The organism is Variovorax sp. 10N412, assembly GCF_056394985.1.
The window spans coordinates 187,497-206,792 of the sequence record NZ_JBFTIO010000002.1 but is presented as its reverse complement, the minus strand read 5'-3'; the positions used below and the strand labels follow the sequence as shown (position 1 = coordinate 206,792).

The 19,296-nt window shown below is 70.5% G+C and carries 19 protein-coding genes; 12 read left to right on the top strand and 7 right to left on the bottom strand.

The features are described from left to right. Positions 1 to 57: 57 nt before the first annotated feature. The 6 genes from AC1DJH_RS06430 (at position 58) to AC1DJH_RS06405 (ending at position 6,746) form a co-directional block, all read left to right on the top strand. Positions 58 to 1,137, top strand: coding sequence for a putative FMN-dependent luciferase-like monooxygenase (locus tag AC1DJH_RS06430; protein WP_478185134.1), 1,080 nt, complete (start codon positions 58 to 60; stop codon positions 1,135 to 1,137). Next, positions 1,134 to 1,769, top strand: a complete 636-nt coding sequence (locus AC1DJH_RS06425; RefSeq protein WP_478185133.1) for a CMD domain protein — start codon at positions 1,134 to 1,136, stop codon at positions 1,767 to 1,769. The genes AC1DJH_RS06430 and AC1DJH_RS06425 overlap by 4 nt, the downstream gene beginning before the upstream one ends. Positions 1,770 to 1,774: 5 nt before the next feature. After that, the gene (locus tag AC1DJH_RS06420) at positions 1,775 to 2,407 is read left to right on the top strand and encodes an alkylhydroperoxidase domain protein (RefSeq protein WP_478185132.1); all 633 of its coding nucleotides are present in this window, start codon (positions 1,775 to 1,777) and stop codon (positions 2,405 to 2,407) included. Between the two features lie 265 nt (positions 2,408 to 2,672). After that, positions 2,673 to 3,830: an ABC transporter ATP-binding protein gene (locus AC1DJH_RS06415; RefSeq protein WP_478185131.1), complete on the top strand. Its 1,158-nt coding sequence runs from the start codon at positions 2,673 to 2,675 to the stop codon at positions 3,828 to 3,830. Continuing rightward, positions 3,827 to 5,599, top strand: a complete 1,773-nt coding sequence (locus AC1DJH_RS06410; protein ID WP_478185130.1) for an ABC transporter permease subunit — start codon at positions 3,827 to 3,829, stop codon at positions 5,597 to 5,599. Before AC1DJH_RS06415 ends, AC1DJH_RS06410 begins: the two co-directional genes overlap by 4 nt. A 52-nt stretch (positions 5,600 to 5,651) precedes the next feature. Beyond that, positions 5,652 to 6,746 carry an ABC transporter substrate-binding protein gene (locus AC1DJH_RS06405; RefSeq protein WP_472111929.1) on the top strand — a complete coding sequence of 365 codons (1,095 nt, stop codon included), beginning with the start codon at positions 5,652 to 5,654 and terminating at the stop codon, positions 6,744 to 6,746. A gap of 56 nt (positions 6,747 to 6,802) precedes the next feature. On the opposite strand, the gene AC1DJH_RS06400 is transcribed toward AC1DJH_RS06405, so the two are convergent. From AC1DJH_RS06400 to AC1DJH_RS06375, 6 genes are all read right to left on the bottom strand, one after another. Continuing rightward, the gene (locus AC1DJH_RS06400; protein ID WP_478185129.1) at positions 6,803 to 7,009 is read right to left on the bottom strand and encodes a dodecin; all 207 of its coding nucleotides are present in this window, start codon (positions 7,007 to 7,009) and stop codon (positions 6,803 to 6,805) included. Between the two features lie 75 nt (positions 7,010 to 7,084). Further along, on the bottom strand, positions 7,085 to 8,257 hold the full coding sequence (locus AC1DJH_RS06395) for a c-type cytochrome (protein WP_478185128.1): 1,173 nt from the start codon (positions 8,255 to 8,257) through the stop codon (positions 7,085 to 7,087). A 1-nt stretch (position 8,258) separates the two neighbouring features. Then, positions 8,259 to 9,074: an ABC transporter ATP-binding protein gene (locus tag AC1DJH_RS06390; protein ID WP_478185127.1), complete on the bottom strand. Its 816-nt coding sequence runs from the start codon at positions 9,072 to 9,074 to the stop codon at positions 8,259 to 8,261. After that, entirely contained in the window at positions 9,068 to 10,165 is a 1,098-nt protein-coding gene (locus tag AC1DJH_RS06385; RefSeq protein WP_478185126.1) for an ABC transporter permease, read from the bottom strand. The genes AC1DJH_RS06390 and AC1DJH_RS06385 overlap by 7 nt, the downstream gene beginning before the upstream one ends. Beyond that, positions 10,162 to 11,178: an ABC transporter substrate-binding protein gene (locus AC1DJH_RS06380; protein WP_478185125.1), complete on the bottom strand. Its 1,017-nt coding sequence runs from the start codon at positions 11,176 to 11,178 to the stop codon at positions 10,162 to 10,164. Before AC1DJH_RS06380 ends, AC1DJH_RS06385 begins: the two co-directional genes overlap by 4 nt. Positions 11,179 to 11,271: 93 nt before the next feature. Then, entirely contained in the window at positions 11,272 to 12,225 is a 954-nt protein-coding gene (locus AC1DJH_RS06375; protein WP_478185124.1) for a LysR family transcriptional regulator, read from the bottom strand. 72 nt (positions 12,226 to 12,297) lie between these two features. Between AC1DJH_RS06375 and AC1DJH_RS06370 the strand changes: the two genes are divergently transcribed. From AC1DJH_RS06370 to AC1DJH_RS06360, 3 genes are read left to right on the top strand one after another with little or no spacing between them, the layout of a single operon-like run. Next, complete coding sequence (locus AC1DJH_RS06370; RefSeq protein ID WP_478185123.1) at positions 12,298 to 12,978, top strand: HAD family hydrolase; 681 nt, start codon at positions 12,298 to 12,300, stop codon at positions 12,976 to 12,978. Then, positions 12,948 to 13,964 carry a tripartite tricarboxylate transporter substrate-binding protein gene (locus tag AC1DJH_RS06365; protein ID WP_478185122.1) on the top strand — a complete coding sequence of 339 codons (1,017 nt, stop codon included), beginning with the start codon at positions 12,948 to 12,950 and terminating at the stop codon, positions 13,962 to 13,964. The genes AC1DJH_RS06370 and AC1DJH_RS06365 overlap by 31 nt, the downstream gene beginning before the upstream one ends. Positions 13,965 to 13,975: 11 nt before the next feature. Continuing rightward, positions 13,976 to 15,109, top strand: a complete 1,134-nt coding sequence (locus AC1DJH_RS06360) for a DSD1 family PLP-dependent enzyme (RefSeq protein ID WP_478185121.1) — start codon at positions 13,976 to 13,978, stop codon at positions 15,107 to 15,109. 24 nt (positions 15,110 to 15,133) lie between these two features. Here AC1DJH_RS06360 and AC1DJH_RS06355 read toward each other — a convergent pair whose 3' ends face one another. Further along, positions 15,134 to 16,294: an MFS transporter gene (locus AC1DJH_RS06355; protein ID WP_478185120.1), complete on the bottom strand. Its 1,161-nt coding sequence runs from the start codon at positions 16,292 to 16,294 to the stop codon at positions 15,134 to 15,136. Positions 16,295 to 16,468: 174 nt separating this feature from the next. Here AC1DJH_RS06355 and AC1DJH_RS06350 point away from each other — a divergent pair, with 174 nt between their 5' ends. The 3 genes from AC1DJH_RS06350 (at position 16,469) to AC1DJH_RS06340 (ending at position 19,290) form a co-directional block, all read left to right on the top strand. After that, positions 16,469 to 17,380 carry a LysR family transcriptional regulator gene (locus tag AC1DJH_RS06350; protein WP_472111955.1) on the top strand — a complete coding sequence of 304 codons (912 nt, stop codon included), beginning with the start codon at positions 16,469 to 16,471 and terminating at the stop codon, positions 17,378 to 17,380. 132 nt (positions 17,381 to 17,512) lie between these two features. Next, positions 17,513 to 17,893: a helix-turn-helix domain-containing protein gene (locus AC1DJH_RS06345; RefSeq protein ID WP_478185119.1), complete on the top strand. Its 381-nt coding sequence runs from the start codon at positions 17,513 to 17,515 to the stop codon at positions 17,891 to 17,893. Beyond that, positions 17,890 to 19,290 (top strand): type II toxin-antitoxin system HipA family toxin, encoded by a 1,401-nt coding sequence (locus tag AC1DJH_RS06340; RefSeq protein ID WP_478185118.1) that lies wholly within the window; start codon positions 17,890 to 17,892, stop codon positions 19,288 to 19,290. Before AC1DJH_RS06345 ends, AC1DJH_RS06340 begins: the two co-directional genes overlap by 4 nt. Positions 19,291 to 19,296 lie beyond the last annotated feature (6 nt).

Here is a 19,296-nt window from a genome sequence, read left to right as displayed (position 1 = left end):
TCCGCACGCGCGGCGTTGCGCGCCCAATTGGCGCTTTCCTTCGCTTTGCGCCCCACCTTGTCCGCCATCCACCGACCTCCCTTGCGCCTCGGCTTCTTCAGCCGCCTGCTCGACGACACCAGCGTGGCCGAGCGCTACCGCCTCGTGGCCGCGCAGATTGCCCATGCCGAGGCCTTCGGCTTCGATTCCGCCTGGGTCGCGCAGCACCATTTCCATGAACACGAGGGCGGCCTGCCGTCGCCGTTCGTGTTTCTTTCGTACGTGGCCTCGCGCACGCGGCGCATCCGCCTGGGCACCGGCATCGTCACGCTGCCGCTGGAGAACGCGCTGCGCGTGGCCGAGGACGCCGTCGTGCTCGACCTGCTCTCGGGCGGCCGGCTCGACGTGGGCGTGGGCACGGGCGGCACGCCCGAGTCGTTCGCGGCCTTCGGGCTCGACGGCAACGACCGCCCGGCGCTCTTCGCGCGGCAACTCGACGCGGTGCGCGCCGCCTGGGCCGGCCAGCCGCTTGCCGGCGGCGACACGCTGTACCCCGCGGGCCCGCAGCTGCTCGACCGCATCTGGCAAGCCACCTTCTCGGTGAGCGGCGGCACGCGAGCGGGGCAGGCGGGCGACGGGCTGATGCTGTCGCGCACCCAGCCGCGCCCCGTCGATGCGCTCGACGCCACGCTCGCCGACATCCAGAACCCGATCGTCGATGCCTACCTGGCCGCGCTGCCGGCCGGCAGGGCGCCGCGCATCGTGGGCTCGCGCAGCGTGTTCGTGGCCGACACCCGCCAGGAGGCGCTGCGCCTGGCCGACATCGGCCTGCGCCGCTCGGCCGCGCGCTTCGCCGCGTCCGGACAGGCCGGCCTCGCGGACCGCGCCGGACCCGACGCCACGCTCGAGCAACTGATTGCGGCATACGACGTGCACGTCGGCTCCCCCGACGACGTGATCGCCTCGCTGCGCGCCGACAGCACGCTCGCGCGCGTGACCGACCTCGCGTGCCAGGTGCACTCGGTCGATCCGCCGCACGCCGCGATCCTGCGCTCCATCGAACTGACCGCCACCGTGGTCGCGCCGGCCCTGGGCTGGGCGCCCGAGGCTGCAAAGGCGGCAGACCCCCAACCCGTTTCACTCCTCGAGGCCGCATGACCGCCGTTGCATCTTCCCCCGCTCCCGACGTGATCGACCAGCTGGTCGGCATCGCGCCCGGCGATTCCATCGACCAGCTTCGCGTGCAGCGCGAGCAGGCGCGCATCAACGCGCAGCAGAGCTACCTGTCGCTGTTCGCGCCCACGCCGCCGGTAGTCGCGCATTTCGACATTGCGGACCGGTTCGCGGTGGCTGCCTTCGTGACCGGCCTGCATGGCCAGGCCGACGTGGCGCGTTTCTACGCCGAGCAATTGGCCGGGCAGGGCGCACGCGCCGGCGTGGCCGATGCCATTGCCGCCGAGGTGAAGCTCGGTGCCACGCAAGGGCCCTATGGCCGCTATCCGGCCGGCCGACTCAGCGCCGAAGACACGGCAGGCCCGTCGTACAAGGTGAGCGATGCGCACCGTGAAGTGCTCGGCGCCCGGCTCTCGGCGGCCTTGGTGCATGCGCACCTGCTGGTCTTTCATCCGCGCGATGCGAGCCCTGCCGCGTTGCAGACCCTGCTCGATGCCGGCTGGCGCAGCACCGAGATCGTGACCCTGTCGCAGCTCGTCGCCTTCCTCGCGTTCCAGATCCGTGTCGTCACCGGTTTGAAGGCGCTGTCACAACGTCCCGCAGTCCACATCGATTGAACCCCATGACGACCGAATCGACCCTGACCCACGCCGGCAACACGCACCCCACGGCCTTCACGCAGGCACAGCTCGAATGGCTGCCCTGGCTGGCGCCGCTGCCCGAGGCCGAGCTGACCGAGCGCCACTTCGCGGGCCTGGTGGATGCCGCGCGTGCCAAGTCGCCGTACTTCCGCCTGCTGGCACGCGACCCCGACATCCTGGGCGCGCGCACGCGCACCGACAAGGACATCTTCTACAACCCCGAGGCCGGCCTGCCGCGCGCCGAGCGCGAGCTGTCGGCCGCCGCGGCCTCGCGCTACAACGGGTGCATCTACTGCGCGTCGGTGCATGCGCGCTTCGCCTCGCATTTCTCGCACCGCACCGACGACGTGCAGCGGCTGCTCGACGAAGGCGTGAATGGCGTGAACGGCCAGTTGGCCGGACTGGGCGAGCGCTGGAACGCGATCGTCGCCGCGTCGGTCGCGCTGTCGTCCACGCCTTCGACCTTCGACGGCACGCACATCGACAGCCTGCGCGCGCAGGGCCTGGACGACCTGGCGATTGCCGACGTGATCCATGGCGCGGCGTTCTTCAACTGGGCCAACCGCTTGATGCTGTCGCTGGGCGAGCCTCACGAAAACGCGCCCGCGACCTGAGCGCATCGCAAGCCGGGCGGCCGGACGCGCCCGGCCGCAACGAAGGTCGCATTTGTTCATGCGCTTTTCTTCGTTCCGGGTGAGCACTTCCGTTTCTAGACTTCGTGGCTTCATCGTCGAGCGGCTTCCTCGCTCGCTCTCCGGATCGCCGCATGACCTCCTCGAATTCCCTCGACCGCCGCCAGTTCGGCCTCGGTCTGGCCGCGCTCGCCCTGGACGGTGGCCGCGTGGTGCGGGGCCAGTCCCTTGCAGAACCTGTTCTTCCATGAGTTCCATCGGCACCGACATTCCCCTGGGCGCACACGCCCTGCGCGCCCCAGCCGGCGTGCGCAGCGCCCCGGCGTCTTCATCCATCGGCAGCCGCATCGCCATTCGCGGCCTGAGCCGCCGCTTCGGCCGCTTCACCGCGGTGGACAACGTCGACCTGCAGATCGAGCCCGGCGAATTCGTCACGCTGCTCGGCCCGAGCGGCAGCGGCAAGACCACGCTGCTGGGCGCCATCGCGGGCTTCGCGGCGGTGGACGAGGGCGACATCCTGGTGGACGGCCGCTCGGTGCGCGGCGTGCCGCCGCACAGGCGCGGCTTCGGCATGGTGTTCCAGCACTACGCGCTGTTTCCGCACATGACGGTGGCGCAGAACGTCGGCTTTCCGCTGCGCATGGCGGGCCTGGGCCGCGACCAGAGCACGCGCCGCATCGGCGAAACATTGGAGCTGCTGCACCTGGGCGAGTACGCCGGGCGGCTGCCCGCGCAGCTCAGCGGCGGCCAGCAGCAGCGCGTGGCCATTGCGCGCGCCATCGTGCGCCGCCCACGCGTGGTGCTGATGGACGAGCCGCTGAGCGCGCTCGACCGGCGGCTGCGCGAGGCGATCCAGATCGAGATCCGCGCGCTGCACCGCACGCTGGGCACCACCATCGTCTTCGTCACGCACGACCAGGGCGAGGCGCTGGCGCTGAGCGATCGCATCGCCGTGCTGGACAAGGGGCGCATCGTGCAGGTCGGCACGCCGGGTGCGCTGTACCGCGAGCCCGGCAACGAGTTCGTGGCGCGCTTCGTGGGCGAGTCGAACGTGCTCGATGCGCGGGTGCTGCGAGTGGACGGTGGTACGGCTGTGCTGCAGGCCGGCGAAACACACGAGTTCGAGGCAAGGCATGGCGGCACACCGTTGGCCGCGGGGCAGCAGGTGAAGGTGCTGGTGCGGCCCGAGCGCGTGTCGCTGGTGGCCCCTGGCACTGCGGGCGCATTGGCGGCCACGGTGGAATCGACCGTGTTCCTCGGCGAGATCCTGCGCATCGACGCCGCCTTGCCCGGCGGCGGCAAGGTGCAGGTGCGTTGCCTCGACCCGCGCAGCGCCCGCCCGCCCGCCATCGGAGAAACCGTGCAGCTGGCCTGGCAGGCCGGCGATGCATGGGTGCTGGCGTGAGCACTGCAGCCGCGAGCGCGGGCCCGCGCGGGACGGCCCGCGTCGACCTGCGCAACCCCGCGTGGCTGCTCGCGCCCGCGCTGCTGTTCTTCGCCTTCTTCTACGTGCTGCCGCTGGCCGACCTGCTGCACCTGAGCGTGGCGGGCGAGGCCGGACTCTCGTACTACGCCCGCGTGTTCGAGGTGCCGCTGTACCGGGAGTCGCTGGTGCGCACCTTCGGCATCGCGGCGGCGGTGGCGGCGCTGTGCGCGCTGTTCGGCTACCCGACCGCGCTGCTCATCCACCGCGCGCGCGGCACCTGGAAGCTGGTGCTGACGGCCGCCGTGGTGCTGCCGTATTTCATCTCGGTGCTGATCCGCACCTACTCGTGGATGGTGCTGCTCGGCCGCAACGGGCCCCTCAACAAGCTGCTGGTCGGGCTCGGCATCGTCGATGCGCCGCTGCCGCTCATCTTCAACCGCGCCTCGGTGCTCATCTCCATCGGCGCGGTGCTGCTGCCGCTGATGGTGCTCACCGTGGGCGGCAGCCTGGCGCGCATCGACCCGCTGGTGCAGCGCGCGGCCACGGCCAGCGGGGCAGGGCCGCTGGCGGTGTTCTGGCGCGTGCTGTTCCCGCAGACGCTGCCGGGGCTGCTGGCGGGCGTGCTGCTGGTGTTCATCTCGGCGCTGGGCTTCTTCATCACGCCGTCGCTGCTGGGCGGTCCGGCCGACCAGATGTTCGCGATGCACATCACGCAGCAGGCGGACTTTCTGGCGAGCGGCGGCTTTTTGCAGTCGCTGGCCGCCGTGCTGCTGGCGGTGACCCTGCTGGTGGTCGCGGTGGCGGCGCGCTTTCTGGGGCTGGAGTTCATCTGGGGCGGGCAGCGGGCGAGCAAGCCCGGCCGCGAAGGAACGCCAGGCCCCGTCGCTTCATGGCGGCGCGCCGTGCTCGACCGCGCCGCCGACCTGTTCGGCTGGCCGCTGCTGCGCGTGCTCGGCGCGGTGCCGGCGTGGCTCGGGCGGTCGGTGTCGGGTGCGCTGGCGGCCGTGGCCTTCCTGACCTTGCTGCTGCCCATCGCCATGGCCGCGCTCATCTCGTTCAGCGACTCGGCCTACATGCGCTTTCCGCCGCCCGCGTACTCGCTGCGCTGGTACCAGAAGTTCCTGTCCGACCCGGTGTGGATGTCTTCGCTGGCCACCTCGGTCGCGGTCGGGCTGCTGGCCACCGCTATCTCGGTGGTGCTCGGCACGGCGGCCGCGTTCGGCCTGGTGCGCTCGTCGCTGCCGGGCAAGACGGCATGGATGACCTTCCTCGTCAGCCCGCTGATCGTGCCGGGCGTGGTGCTCGGCCTGTCGCTGTACGGCCTGTTCCTTCGCGCCGGGCTGGCGGGCAGCATTCCCGGGCTGGCCGCGGCGCATGCCATTGGCGGCATTCCGCTGGTGCTGGTGATCGTCGCGGCCAGCCTGCAGGCGGTGGACCTGCGCCAGGAGCAGGCCGCGGCCGTGCACGGCGCGTCGCCACTGCGCGTGTTCTGGTTCGTCACGCTGCCGGCCATTCGCCCGGGCGTGCTGGCGGCGTCGTTCTTCGCGTTCCTGCATTCGTTCGACGACCTCGTGCTGTCCATGTTCCTGAGCGGCGCGCGCATGACCACGCTGCCGCTGCGGCTGTGGGGCAACGTCAACTACAAGCTCGACCCCGTGCCGGCGGTGGTGGCCACCTTCGAGGTGGCGCTGATCGTCGCCGGCCTGTTCCTCGCGCGCTCGGCCTGGGGGGCGCGCAAGCGCAGTTGAGGCGCCGAGCCACGCCATGTCCTTTTGTCATCCGAAGAAAGAAAGCATCCGCATGAAGCCATCGAATCCCCGTCCGCTGCAGACCCTGCTTGCCCTGGCCATCGCGCTCGGCAGCGCCTGCGGCGTCGGCCCGGCCTGGAGCCAGTCCAAGGAAGTCGTCACGCAGGACCCGGGCGGCACCTACGGCGAGAACCTGCGCCGCCTGGTGTACGACCCCTTCACCAAGGACACCGGCATCAAGGTGCTGACCGTGCAGGAGGCGCGCGGCGGCCCGCGCGTCAAGGCGCAGGTGGAGGCCAGGCGCACCGAGTGGGACCTGAGCTTCATCTTCGACCAGGAGGTGCGCCAGCTCGACCCCTACCTGGCCGAGATCGACTACAAGAAGCTCTCGCCCGAAGCGCAGAAGACCGTGGCGTCGCTGCCCAAGGAGGCCGTGCGTCCCAAGGGCGTGGCGCTGCAGGTCATCGGCGTGGCGCTGGTCTACAACAAGGAAGCGTTCCCGTCGAAGAAGTACCCCAGGACCTGGGCCGACTTCTGGAACGTGAAGGACTTTCCGGGCAAGCGCTGCCTGCCGCAGTGGTCACGCTTCGTGTTCGAGTCGGCGCTGCTGGCCGACGGCGTGCCGGCCGACAAGATCTACCCGGTGGACTTCGAACGCGCCCTGCGCAAGATCGCCGAGATCAAGCCGCACGTGGTCAAGTGGTGGCTGACCAATTCGCAGGCGCCGCAGCTGCTGCTCGACGGCGAGGCCTCGGCCTGCCTGTCGTACACCGGCCCGGTCGCGCGCCTGAAGAAGGAAGACGCCAACGCGCCGCTGGAGCTGACCTGGGACCAGGCCTTCACCTACTACGACTTCTTCTCCATCCCGAAGGACGCGCCGCACCACGACGCCGCCCTCAAGCTGCTGTCGTACCGCCTGGACGCCGAGCGCGCCGCCCGCGTGGCCGAGGCCACCAGCGTGGCGCTGCCGTCGCCGCGCGTGTACGCCGCGGCCGACCCCAAGCTGCGCGACTACTGGACCAACAGCCCCGAAGTGGAGAAGAAGGCCATCAAGTGGAACGCCGACTTCTGGGGCGCCAAGGCACCGGACGGCACCACCAACGAGGAATACGCGCAGCAGAAGCTCAACCAGTTGCTGGCGCGCTGACCACCGGCGTTGTCAAGGAAAGGCGCGCGGCCGAAACGGCGGCGCGCCTTTCTTGTTCACTCCAGCGTGAACCCGATCTTCAGCGACACCTGCCAGTGCGCCACCTTGCCCTCGACCACATGCCCGCGCGTCTCGGTGACGCTGAACCACTGGATGTTGCGCACCGTCTCGTGCGCCTTGGCGATGGCGGTCTGCACGGCGTCTTCGATGCCGGTGGGCGACGAGCCGGTGAGTTCGAGGGTCTTGTAGACGTGGTTGGACATGAGCGGGGTCTCCTTCAGGGTTGATGGGCCAGGGGCCCGGAAAACATCGTAGTCCTGCCGCTGCCTTTGCGCGCCTCAGTGCACGAACCCGCCCTTGACGAAGCGCACCGGCTCGGCGTCCATGCGGGCTATGAGCGCGCCGAGTCCGTCGGGCGGCAGGGGCAGGGGTTTTGAATCGGCGCGCGCCGGCGAGTCGGTGCGGCACAGCAGGTCGTCGTCGCTCCATTCGCCCTTGCCGCGTGTTCCGGGCTGGCCGCGCGCGCGCAGCCAGCCGTCGCGGTCGACGATGAGTTGGGTGCCGGCGAGCCGGTCGGTGGCGGCGACGAGCGAGAAGGCCGACCACGCGGCCGGCGCGTCGGCCACGCAATCGCCGGCTTGCGCATCGCCGGCTTGCGCGTTCGGCTGCAGGAACACGGTGACCATGCGCGGGTCTTCGAGCGGCCGCTCGCCCCCGGCCGCCACGATGCGCAGGCGCTGCCCGCGCCAGCTGCTCAGCATGCGCGGCGGCTTGCCCTTGCACTGCACGGCCATGTCGGGCGGCGCGATGGGCTGGGTCCAGAGGCCGGCGGCGCGCAGGCTTTCGCCAGCACCCTGGGCCTTCATGAAATCGATCAGCGCCCAGGCGTCCGCGTCGCGCAAGGTGGCGCCAAAGCCGGGCATGGTGAGGGCGCCGTGCCGGTCGCGCACGCCGTTCAGCACGTGCCACAGCACGTCGCCGTCGGCGCGCCGCCACAGCAGCGGGCCGGCCAGGTTGGGCGGCCACACGGGCTGCGCGGCCGCCAGCGGCCCCTGGCCCTTGCCGTCGGTGCCGTGGCAGGCCGCGCACTGCGCGGCATACAGCGTGCGGCCCCGTTCGATGCTGGCGGCGGTGAAGCCGGTGGGAGATTGCTGAAAACTCGTCGGGTACGCGGGCACCAGCACCACGTTGGCCTCGGGCCAGGGCGCCAGCACCACGAGCAGCGTGGTCAGCGCCACCAGCCACGGCCGGCGGCGGCGCCAGAACAGCGCCAGCAGCAGCAAAAGGCAGGAGGTGGCGAGCACCACCACCGTCAGGCCCAGGCGCCTCGCCTGGCCCAGGTCGATCAGCAGGTTCTCGCCCGACAGCCGGTGCGCCCACGGCCAGGCCGGCTGGCCGTGCGCCTGCACGACCAGGCCCAGCGCATCGAGCACGCGAAGCAGTTGCAGTTGCGCCCCCTGCAGCAGGCCGATCAGCAGGTTGAGCCAATCGGCCTCGGGAACGCTGCTCATCTCACCAGGTGGCGTCGAGCCCGAGGTGCTTCAGCGCCTCGTGCCGAAGCGCAGCCAGCCGCGCGTCGCCGCGGTGGCGCGGGTAGGGCAGGTCGACCACGATCTCCGCCGCGATGCGCGCCGGCCGGTCGCTCAGCACGATCACGCGGTTGGCCAGGAACAGTGCCTCTTCCACGTCGTGCGTCACCAGCAGCGCCGAGAAGCCCGCGCGCTGCCACAGGTTGACCAGCTCGCTCTGCATGGCGATGCGCGTGAGCGAGTCGAGCTTGCCCAGCGGCTCGTCGAGCACCAGCAGCTGCGGGTCGTTGACCAGCGCGCGTGCCAGCGCCACGCGCTGCGCCATGCCGCCCGACAGGTGGTGCGGGAATGCCTTCGCAAAATCGGTCAGCCCCACGAGCTTGAGCGCTTCGTCGACACGGCCGCGCTGCGCCTTGAGCACGCCGCGCGCCTGCAGGCCCAGCGCCACGTTGTCCCACACGCTGCGCCAGGGGTAGAGCGTCGGGTCCTGGAACACGACGATGCGCGACGGGTCGGGGCGGGTGATGGCCTGGCCGTCCTGCGTGATGGTGCCGGTGGTGGCGGGCTCCAGCCCGGCCACCAGTCGCAGCAGCGTCGACTTGCCGCAGCCGCTGGGCCCCAGCAGCGCCACGAACTCGCCGGGCTGCACCTGCAGGTCGATGCCGTCGAGCACCTGCAGCACGCCGCCGGACACCTCGAACCAGTGGCTGACGCCGCGGATGTCGATGTGCGCGCCCTTGGACCTCGTTGTCGTCGCGTCGGTCGGCGCAGGCGCGGGGGGAAGCACGGCGTTCACCATTTGACGGTTCCTTTCTGCCACGACAGCACGCGGTCGCGCACCTTGAACAGCAGCGTGATCAGGCCCGAGCACAGCGCGGCCATGACGAACAGCGCCGCGTACATGTTGGCGTAGGCGGCCCAGCCCTGGGCCCACTGCAGGTACCAGCCCAGGCCGGCCTTCACGCCCATCATCTCGGCCGTGATGAGCACAGAGAACGATGCACCCAGGCCCATGAACAGGCCCACGAACACCTGCGGCAAGGCCGCCGGAATGGCCACGCGCAGCACCAGGAAGCGCTCCGACGCGCCCAGCGTGCGCGCCACGTCGTAGTAGCTCTTGTGGACCGAGGCCACGCCCGACCAGGTGAGCACCGCCACCGGGAAGAAGGTGGCCAGCGCCACCAGGAACACGGCCGCCACGTAGCTCGAAGGCGCGAAGAAGAAGGCCAGCGGCAGCAGCGCCGACGCAGGCACCGGACCCAAAAAGCGCAGCAGCGGATGCACCCAGTACCCCGCGATGCGCGACCAGCCGATCAGCACGCCCGTGACGAAGCCGACCAGCGCGCCCAGCACGAAGCCGTTGGCCAGCAGGCGCAGCGAGTACGCGGTCGACAGGCCCAGGCGCTGCCAGTCTTCATTGACCACGTCGATCAGGCTCTGCGGCGGCGCGAAGAAAGGCGAGGGCAGCACGCCGAGCTTGGCGGTGGTGGCTTCCCACACGGCGAACACCAGCGCCAGCGCCACCAGCCATTGGCCGGCCGGGCGCAGCGTCTGCGTGACCTTGCCCGCGCGCGAGCCGAGCACCGCGACCACCAGCAGCAAGGCGGCCACCACCAGCGTGGCAATGCCGAATTCTTCGGTGAAGGCCCAGTCGCTGAAACCCACCGCCTTGTTCTGCCACAGCAGCGTGAGCAGGCCCAGCGCGAGCCAGGCGGCAGCGGCGAGCAGGCCGGTGGCCCAGATGCCGGTGGGGGCGGCGGGACGCAGCACGGCGGTGTCTGCGGCCTGGGGCGAGGCAGTGGGTGCGCGTTGCGGGCGTGGCGCGTTCGTGACAGGCGCATCGCCGTGCCGCCCCAGCGGCGCATCGAGGAGTTGTTCGGCGGTCGTCATGCGAGCACGTCCAGCGAAACCTGGTTGGCAAAGCGCGTCACGTCGGTGCTCTTCTTCAGGATGCCCGCGTTGCGGAAGTCGGTGGCGAAGGCCTCCACTTCGTTGCGCAGCGCCTTGCCCGCGGGATGGTGCTTGTAGGTGAGCTCGGCCAGCAGCTTCTGCAGATCTTCCAGCGGCACCTTGGGGGCGTACTTCGCATAGATCCTGGCGGCCTCGTTCGGGTTTTCCGACACGTAGTCCGAGGCCTGCGCCAGCGCGCGCACCACGGCGGCGGCGCGCGGCTTGTCGTTGCGCGCGAACTCGCCGCGCGCGCCCACGATGCAGCACAGCCGCTCGGCGTACTCGCCCTTGGCGCTGTTGGCCAGCTCGGTGAACACGCCCGGGTTGCGCTTCTCGATGAGGAACACGTTAGGGTCGCCGTCGGCAATCACCTGGATCTCGCCCTTCTTCACGGCCACGTCGAGCAGGTCGGCGGGGTACACGCGCCAGTCGACGTCCTTGTCGATGTCGATGCCCTTCTTGGCGAGATGAATCGCATAGAACTGCCGCGCGGGGCTGTTCTGGTCGGACACGCCGATGGTCTTGCCCTTGAGGCTGGCCACGTTCGACGTGACGCCCGCCGCCTTGGCGCCGATCAGCCGCAGGCAGCCGCCGTGCACGCTGCCCACCACCTTCACGTCGAAGCCCGCCTCCAGCGGCTTCACCCAGCGGTGGATCAGGCCCACGCCCACGTCGGCCTTGCCGGTGGCCAGCGCCTCGAGCATCTGGTCGGACGAGCCGGCCCAGTTCAGCAACTCGACGTCGAGCCCGTTCTTCTCGAAGAGGCCGCGCTCCAGCGCCACCGGCACGGGCGCGAGGCAGAAGCCGGCCTGGCTCCATGCGAAGGTGAGCTTGCGCGGCTGCGACCAGGCAGAGGCGCCGAGCAGGGCCGCGGAGCCGACCACGGCGGCTGCGGCACCGGCCTGCAGCACGCCGCGGCGCGAGGGCGGCAAGTGATCGAAGGGAACGTTCATCGGAGCTTCTCCACCGGACTGTTGGAAGCCCGCAGTGTTGGCGCGGCCCCGCGCGCCCACAACGAATGAATGCGGCTATGGATATGCGCGCAGCTACTTTCCGGCGGCGCCGAAGCTCTCGACCAGGAAGGCGACCACGGCCTGCACGCGCGCCGTGCGGCCCTTGCGGCTGGGCACCAGCAGCGTGACCGGGGCACTGTCGAACTGCCAGTCGGCCAGCACGCGCACCAGCGTGCCGCGCGCCACCGCCTCTGCCGCGTCCCATTCGGAGCGCAGCACCAGGCCCATGCCTTGCTCGGCCCACTGGCGGGCCACGGCGCCGTCGTTGGTCACGTAGGCGGGCGCGATGCGCAGCGTCTCGCGGGCGGCCGCGCGTTTTGCCGTGGCCTGGCCGGTGCCCTTGCCCGAACGGGCAGACGCCCTGGCTTTCGCCGCACGCAGGTGCCACAGCGTCACGTCTTCGTCGTTCTCGCGGATGCAGATGCAGTCGTGCCCCATCACGTCGCGCGGGGCGCGGGGCGTGCCGTGCAACCGCAGGTACTCGGGGCTGGCGCACAGCCAGCGCTCGTTGGCGCTCAGCGTGCGTGCCACCCACGACGAGTCGCGCACCGCGCCGATGTGGATCACCGCATCGGCGTCGTGCCGGTCGGGCCAGGGTGTTTCGCGCAGGTCCAGCTGCATGTGCAGGCCGGGGTGCAGGCGGGCGAAGCGCACCAGCATCGGCGCGATGTACTGCCGGCCGTAGCCGAAGGGCGCGGCAATGCGCAGCGTGCCGGTCAGGCGCTGGTCGTCGCGCTGCATCGATTCGCGCAGGCCTTCGATCTGGCCGAGCAGCGCGGCGGCTTCGCGCGCGAAGCGTTCGCCCTCGGGCGTGAGGGCCAGGCGCCTCGAGGTGCGGCTGGCCAGCGAGAGGCCCAGCATGGCCTCCAGCTTGCGCAGCCGCATCGACAGTGCGGGCGGCGTGACGTCGAGCGCACGGGCCGCGGCGCTGAGGGAAGGCTCGCGGAGCAGGGCCGCCGCAAGCTGCATGTCTTCGATCTGGATCATTAACTTGTGCTTAACGATTGATGAGCGCGCATTGAAGCACAACCGGGGTCTTGAAACGTACAGTCCGTGCTCATGCACACACCCACCGCCATGCAAGACCGCCCGCACAGCCACGCGTCATACCCCCGCGCCGTGCTGTTCGACCTGCTCACCGCGCTGCTCGATTCCTGGACCGTGTGGAACGCCGCCGCCGGCTCCGAAGAGAAAGGCCGCACCTGGCGCGCCGAGTACCTGCGCCTGACCTACGGCTGCGGCGCCTACGTGCCCTACGAGCAGTTGGTGAAAGACGCCGCGCGCAACACCGGCATGGCCGACTCGGCGCCCGACGCGCTCGAAGCCCAGTGGCACACGCTGCCCGTGTGGGACGGCGCCCGCGCACTGCTGCTGGCGCTCAAGCCGCACTGCAAGCTGGCGGTGGTCACCAACTGCTCGAAGCGGCTCGGCCACCTGGCGGCGGCGCGGCTGGACATCGACTGGGACGTGGTCGTCACCTCGGAGGAGGCCGGCTTCTACAAGCCCGACCCGCGCCCCTACCAAATGACGCTCGACCAACTGGGCGTGAAAGCCGCGGACGCGGCCTTCGTTGCCGGTTCGGGCTACGACATGTTCGGCACCTCGGCGGTCGGCCTGCGCACCTACTGGCACAACCGCGTGGGCCTGTCGCTGCCGCAGGGCGCGCCGTCGCCCGAACTGCAAGGCGGCACGCTCGCACCGGCGCTGCCGTGGCTGCAGTCGTTCGGGAGCAAGGCGTGAAGCGGGCCGCGCTTCTACGCGGCCTGCTCGCGCTGACAGCCGCGCTCGCGTTGCACGCGCCGGTGCCGGCGCAGACCCATGCCTTCCCGCAGCGCCCCGTGACGTTGATCGTTCCCTTCCCGCCGGGCGGCCCGAGCGACGCGCTGGCGCGCGGCTTCGCGCTGCACATGGGCAAGCAGCTGGGGCAGGCGGTCATCATCGAGAACGTGGCGGGCGCGGGCGGCACCATCGGCCTCACCAAGGTGGCGAAGGCCGCGCCCGACGGCTACACGCTGGGCTTCGGCACCATCGGCACGCACGTGGCCAACGTGGCGCTGTACAAGAAGCTGCCCTACAACCCCGAGACCGACTTCGTGCCCGTGGGCCTGGCGGGCTCCGCGCCCATGCTGCTGCTGGCGCGCGCCGACCTGCCCGCCAGCAATTTGAAGGAATTCGTCGCCTGGCTGGGCACGAACAAGGCGAAAGCCTCGTTCGGCAGCGCGGGCGTCGGGTCGATCTCGCACTACGGCTGCGTGCTGCTGCTGTCGTCGCTGAAGCAGAACGTGGCCCACATTCCCTACAAGGGCGTGGCCCCGGCCATGAACGACCTGATGGGCGGGCAGACCGACTTCATGTGCGACCAGACCACCACCGCGCTGCCGCAGGTGGCCGGCGGCAAGATCAAGGCGCTGGCCGTGCTGGCTTCCACGCGGCTGCCGCAGCTGCCGAACGTGGGCACGGCCGCCGAGGCGGGCTTCGCGCTCGACGTGCGCGCCTGGAACGCCGTCTTCGCGCCGCGCGGCACGCCCGAGCCCGCGCTGCAGAAGCTGCGCGCCGCGCTGGCCGGCGCCGCCGCCGACCCCGAATTCCGCAAGCAGATGCAGGCCGTGGGCGTGGACCTGCCCAGCGCCGATGCGCTGCAGCCCGCGGCCGTGTCGGCGCTCATTGCGCGCGGCTTGCGCGACGATGTGCCCGCGCTCAAGGCCAAGGGCGAGTACCTGGACTGATGGACGACCTCATGAACACCCTGGAGACCCTCGACACCCCCGCCGCGCTCATCGAGCGCACGCGCATGCAGCGCAACATCGAACGCATGCAGCAGCGCATGAACGCGCTGGGCGTGCGCTTTCGCCCGCATGTGAAGACCACCAAGTGCATCGACGTGGCCAAGGCGCAGCGCGAGGCGGGCGCGCAGGGCATCACCGTGTCCACGCTGAAGGAGGCCGAGCAGTTCTTCGCGGGCGGCTTCACCGACATCCTCTACGCCGTCGGCATGGCGCCGCACCGGCTGCCGCATGCGATGGAACTGCGCCGGCGCGGCTGCGCGCTGGTCATCATCACGGACGGCGTCGAGTCGGCCCGCGCCATCGCCGCGTTCGGCCGCGCGAACGGCGAGGTGTTCGAGGTGCTGATCGAGGTCGACACCGACGGCCACCGCTCCGGCATCCGGCCGGAAGAAGACGCGCTGCTCGACGTCGCGCGCGCCCTGCACGAGGGCGGCATGCGCCTGGGCGGCGTGATGACGCACGCCGGCTCCAGCTACGAGCTCGACACGCCCGAAGCCCTGCGCGCCATGGCCGAGCAGGAGCGCGCGGGCTGCGTGCTCGCCGCGCAACGGCTGCGCGATGCGGGCCTGCCATGCCCCTTGGTCAGCGTGGGCTCCACGCCCACCGCGCTGATGGCCGAGGCGCTCGAAGGCGTGACGGAGGTGCGCGCGGGCGTGTACGTGTTTTTCGACCTCGTGATGCGCAACGTGGGCGTGTGCAGCGAAGAAGACGTGGCCCTGAGCGTGCTCACCACCGTGATCGGCCACCAGGCCGAGAAGGGCTGGGCCATCGTCGATGCCGGCTGGATGGCCATGAGCCGCGACCGGGGCACGCAGAAGCAGAAGCGCGACTTCGGCTACGGGCAGGTGTGCACGCTCGACGGTGCGGTGCTGCCAGGCTATGTGCTCAGCGGTGCGAACCAGGAGCACGGCATCCTGTCGCACGAGGCTGCGGCGGACACGGACATTGCCGCGCGCTTTCCGATCGGCACGCGGCTGCGCATCTTGCCGAACCATGCGTGCGCGACGGGGGCGCAGTTTCCGGAGTACCACGCGCTGTCCGGGGACGGCGGGCTGCAGACCTGGGGGCGGTTCCACGGGTGGTGAAGCGGCCCGCCGCGGGCCATCGACTCAGCGCGCGGCTGGAGCCCGCTCCCTACGCGCCATGCGCCCCATCGCCAGCGCCATGAGCACGGCCAGTGCGGCAATGCCCGCCGCCGCGTAGCCAAGGCTGGCCAGCCCCAGGTGCCGGATCGCCAGGCCGCCGACGACCGCGCCCAGGCCGATGCCCGCGTTGGCGGCCGACACGTTCATGGTTCCCGCGAAGGCCTGCGCCTGGGGTGCGGCCTTCATCACGCGCACCTGGTTGACCGGAAACAGCGCGGTGTATGCAATGCCCCATGCGGCCAGGGCCACGACCAGCCAGACGAAGGTGCCGCCCGCCGCTGCGGCCGCACCCGCCATGCCCAGCCCCAGCAGCACGGTGAAGAAGACGGTCGCGCGCAAGGGCGAGCGGTCCATCATCTTTCCGGCCAGCGCATTGCCCACCAGGCCCACCGCGCCGAAAGCCATCAGCCACCAGCCCACCTGCGCCGGTGCGACGCCCGCGCTCTTTTCAAGGGTTTCGGCCAGGTAGGTGTAGGCGGTGAACATGGCCGTGAACACGACCACCGACAGCGCCACGTGCCACTGGAACGCAGGCTCCCGCAGGATGCGCATTTGCTGGCCGATGCGCATGCGCTCGGGCCGGGCCTGCGCCGGCATGCAGGCGGCCAGCAACACGGCCGTCAGCAGCGAGAGCAGCGCAAAGGCCCAGAACGCGCCGCGCCAGCCGATGGTGCCCGCGGCCAGCGTGCCGAGCGGAATGCCGAAGAGCAACGCCGCCGTGATGCCCAGGTAGACCCGGGCGACCGCCGTGCCGGCCATGGCCGGCTTCACCAGCCGCGTGGCCGCCTCGCTCGCCGTGCCCCAGAACACCGGCAGCAGCAGCGCGGGAATGAAGCGCGCGACGCCGAGCACCCACAGGTTCGGCGCCATCGCCGCCAGGGCGTTGGCGAAGGCGAAGACAACCATGATCGCGATGAACAGCCGCTTGCGGTCCAGGTGCGACAGCAGCAGGGTGAGCGGCGGGCCGAACAGCATCACGGTGAACGCGAACAGCGTGACCAGCTGGCCGGCCAACGGCACCGACACGCCGAGGTCGGCCGCCATGGCCGGCAGCAGCCCGACGATCAGGAATTCGGTGGACACGATCACGAAGGCCGCGACGGCCAGGATCACGATCGACAGCATGCCGCCCGCTTTCTGGGCGGCCGCGCCGGTGCGCTGGGGCGATGAACCGAGGGAAGGGGAGGAGGGCTGTATCGGCATACGGATTCTGGGAAACCCTGAGCTTATTCGCGATGAGAAAGATCGTTGGAGATAAGATTTCCAGCTATTACTTCCCCAATTTCCCGAATAGAGCCCATGAACCCCACCGAACGCCTCAAGGGCATCGAAGCCTTTGTCTGCACCGCCGACGCGGGCAGTTTCGTGGGTGCGGCGCAGCGGCTGCACCTGACCGCCTCGGCCGTCAGCAAGGGCGTGGCGCGGCTGGAGCAGCGCCTCGGCGCGCGGCTGTTCGAGCGCACCACGCGCAGCCTCGCGCTCACCGAGGCCGGCAAGGTCTATTACCGGACCTGCGCGATGGTGCTCGGCGAGCTCGAGGCGGCCGAGATCGTGCTGGCGACCGAGCGCCAGAGCGAGCCCGCGGGCAAGGTCCGGCTCGAACTGCCGGTCTCGTTCGGGCGGCTGCGGGTGCTTCCCTTGCTGCGCCCGATGGTGGAGCGCCATGCCCAGCTGCGCCCGCACCTGTCGTTCTCCGACCGGTTCGTGGACCTGGCGGAAGACAACGTCGACATTGCCGTGCGCATCGGCGGCCCGGTGCCCGCGGCGGCGACGCTGGGCTACAGGCAACTCGGGCTGGAGCGGCTGATTTTCTGCGCGGCGCCTTCGTACCTGGCCGCGCGCGGCACGCCCACGAGCCTGGACGATCTGGCCGGGCACGACCTGGTCGTGTACGGCCGGGGCGACGGCCGCATCAGCCCATGGCTGTTCTCCACGCCGGGCCAGCCGGTCGAGCAGCGCGCGGTCGACGCACGGCTGGTGGTGGGGCATGGCGAGGCATTGGCGTCGGCCGTGACGGCGGGCTGGGGCATCGGGCAACTGGCCACGTGGCTCATCACGGACGAACTCGCCAGCGGCGCGTTGGTCGAGCTGCTGCCCGAGGCGTCGACCGACGGACTTCCGCTCAGCCTGGTGTGGCTGCGCAGCCGGCAGTCGCTGGCGAAAGTGAGTGTGCTGGTCGAGCGGTTGAGCGCGGTGTTGAAGATCCGCTGACCGGCGCGCGCCACATTTTCTGAGCCATTTGTATCGAATACGATAAATTTCTAAAAACTTATCGAATACGCAACTTGCTTGATTGTTGTGAATACGATAAGTTATGCATTCAAACACCGAATACGCAACGCCATGAGCACCTCCCTCGAACTCGCGCAACGCCTGGAAGCCGCCCGCCTCGCCAGCGGGTTGACGCGCCAGCAGCTCACCGAGCAGGCCGGCGTCAGCCGCCAGGCCGTCTACCGGCTGTTCAAGGGCAACGACGTGCAGGTGTCGACCCTTCTGGCCGTGATGGAGGTGCTGCAGCTCGACCTGGCGACCGTGCCCAGGGCGCTCAAGCGCGGGCTCCCGGAACTCGACCTTTCCGATGCGGCTTCGCCTCCAGACCAAACCGGCGCCGTGCCCGTGGCGCCCGCTGGCGCGTCGCCGCATGTGCTGTCGGCGGTGCAACGGCGGCTGGCCAGCCTGAAGGAGGGCGCGGCTGCTCCCGCCGCGCGAAAGGCCCGCCCATGAACGTGCCCGTTCTCGTGATCAAGCTGTACGGCCGGCGCATCGGCTGCCTGTTCAAGTACGCGCAGCCCGCCTCGCCGCCCGTCATGCGTTTCGTCGCCGACGAGGGCTACGCCCGGCTTGCGTGGGACGACGCCGACGTGCTCTCGGAGTCCATGCGCGCGGCCGACCCGGCGCAGCAGCAATCGTTCTGGCTCGACGTGACCCGGCCCGAATTCAACACGGTGCTGGGCGGCAAGGGCGACTACCAGCTGCCGCCGTTCTTCCAGAACCTGCTGCCCGAAGGCGTGTTCCGCCGCTTCGTGGCCGAGGAGGCCGACATCGATCCGCTGGACCACATGGGCATGATCGCGGCCTGCGGCAAGAACATGCCGGGCGCGGTCACCGCGGAGTGGGAAGACATCTCGCGTGCCACGCTGCAGCGCCTGGTCACGCAGAACCAGGACGCGCTCGAGGCCTCGGTGTGGGCCGAGCCGTTCCAGGACGCGCTGTCGATCTCCGGCGTGCAGCCCAAGATCGGCGTCAACAAGAACGCCGAGGGCCGCTTCGTGGGCCGCACGTCCCAGGGCGACGCCGCCATCATCGCCAAGCTGCCGTCGTCCGAGTACGCGCGCATGCCGCAGCTCGAGAACCTGGCCATGACGCTGGCGGGGCTGGCCGGGGTCGATGTGTGCCGCTTCGAGCTGGTGCCCATGTCGGCGCTGGCCGCACCGCACCGCTACGACCTGGGCGACGAGGTGGACGGCCAGTTCCTGGCCGTGACCCGCTTCGACCGCGACGTGGCCGACCGGCGCGCCAAGGTCCACTTCGAAGACTTCGCGCAGGTCTTCGGCGTGCCGCCGGAGCAGAAGTACACCGAGTCCTACCTGGCGATTGCAGCGGTGCTGCTGAGCCTGCCCGAATGCGCAGAGGCGGCGGTGCACGAACTGCTGCGCCGCATCGAGGTCAACGAGCTGCTCGGCAATGCGGACATGCACCTGAAGAACATCGGGCTGCTCTACCGCGACCGGCACCACGCCGAGCTCGCGCCGGCCTACGACATCACCGCGACCGTGCTCTACAACGGAGCCCGCGGCCATGCGCTGCGGCTCACACCGAGCGCCGGAAAGCAGCATGAAGACGCCATCCTGAGCCCCGCGCGGCTGCAGGCGTTCTGCAACGAACTGGGCCTTCAGGTCGCGGGCGCGGCCAAGGTGGTCCGCGACACGGCGGCGGAGGCGGCCCGGCAGTGGCTGGCGCCGATCCTGGCCAGCGGCCTCACGCCCCGCCAGAAGCTGCAACTGCTCACGCGCCTGGCGAACCACCCGCACCTGCGGCAGGCGGCGAAGCGGCTTCGCCGCCCCGAGCTGCTCGAGGCCTGGGACGAGGCCGTGCGGTCGATGGGGCCAGGCGGCGCCTGATCTGCC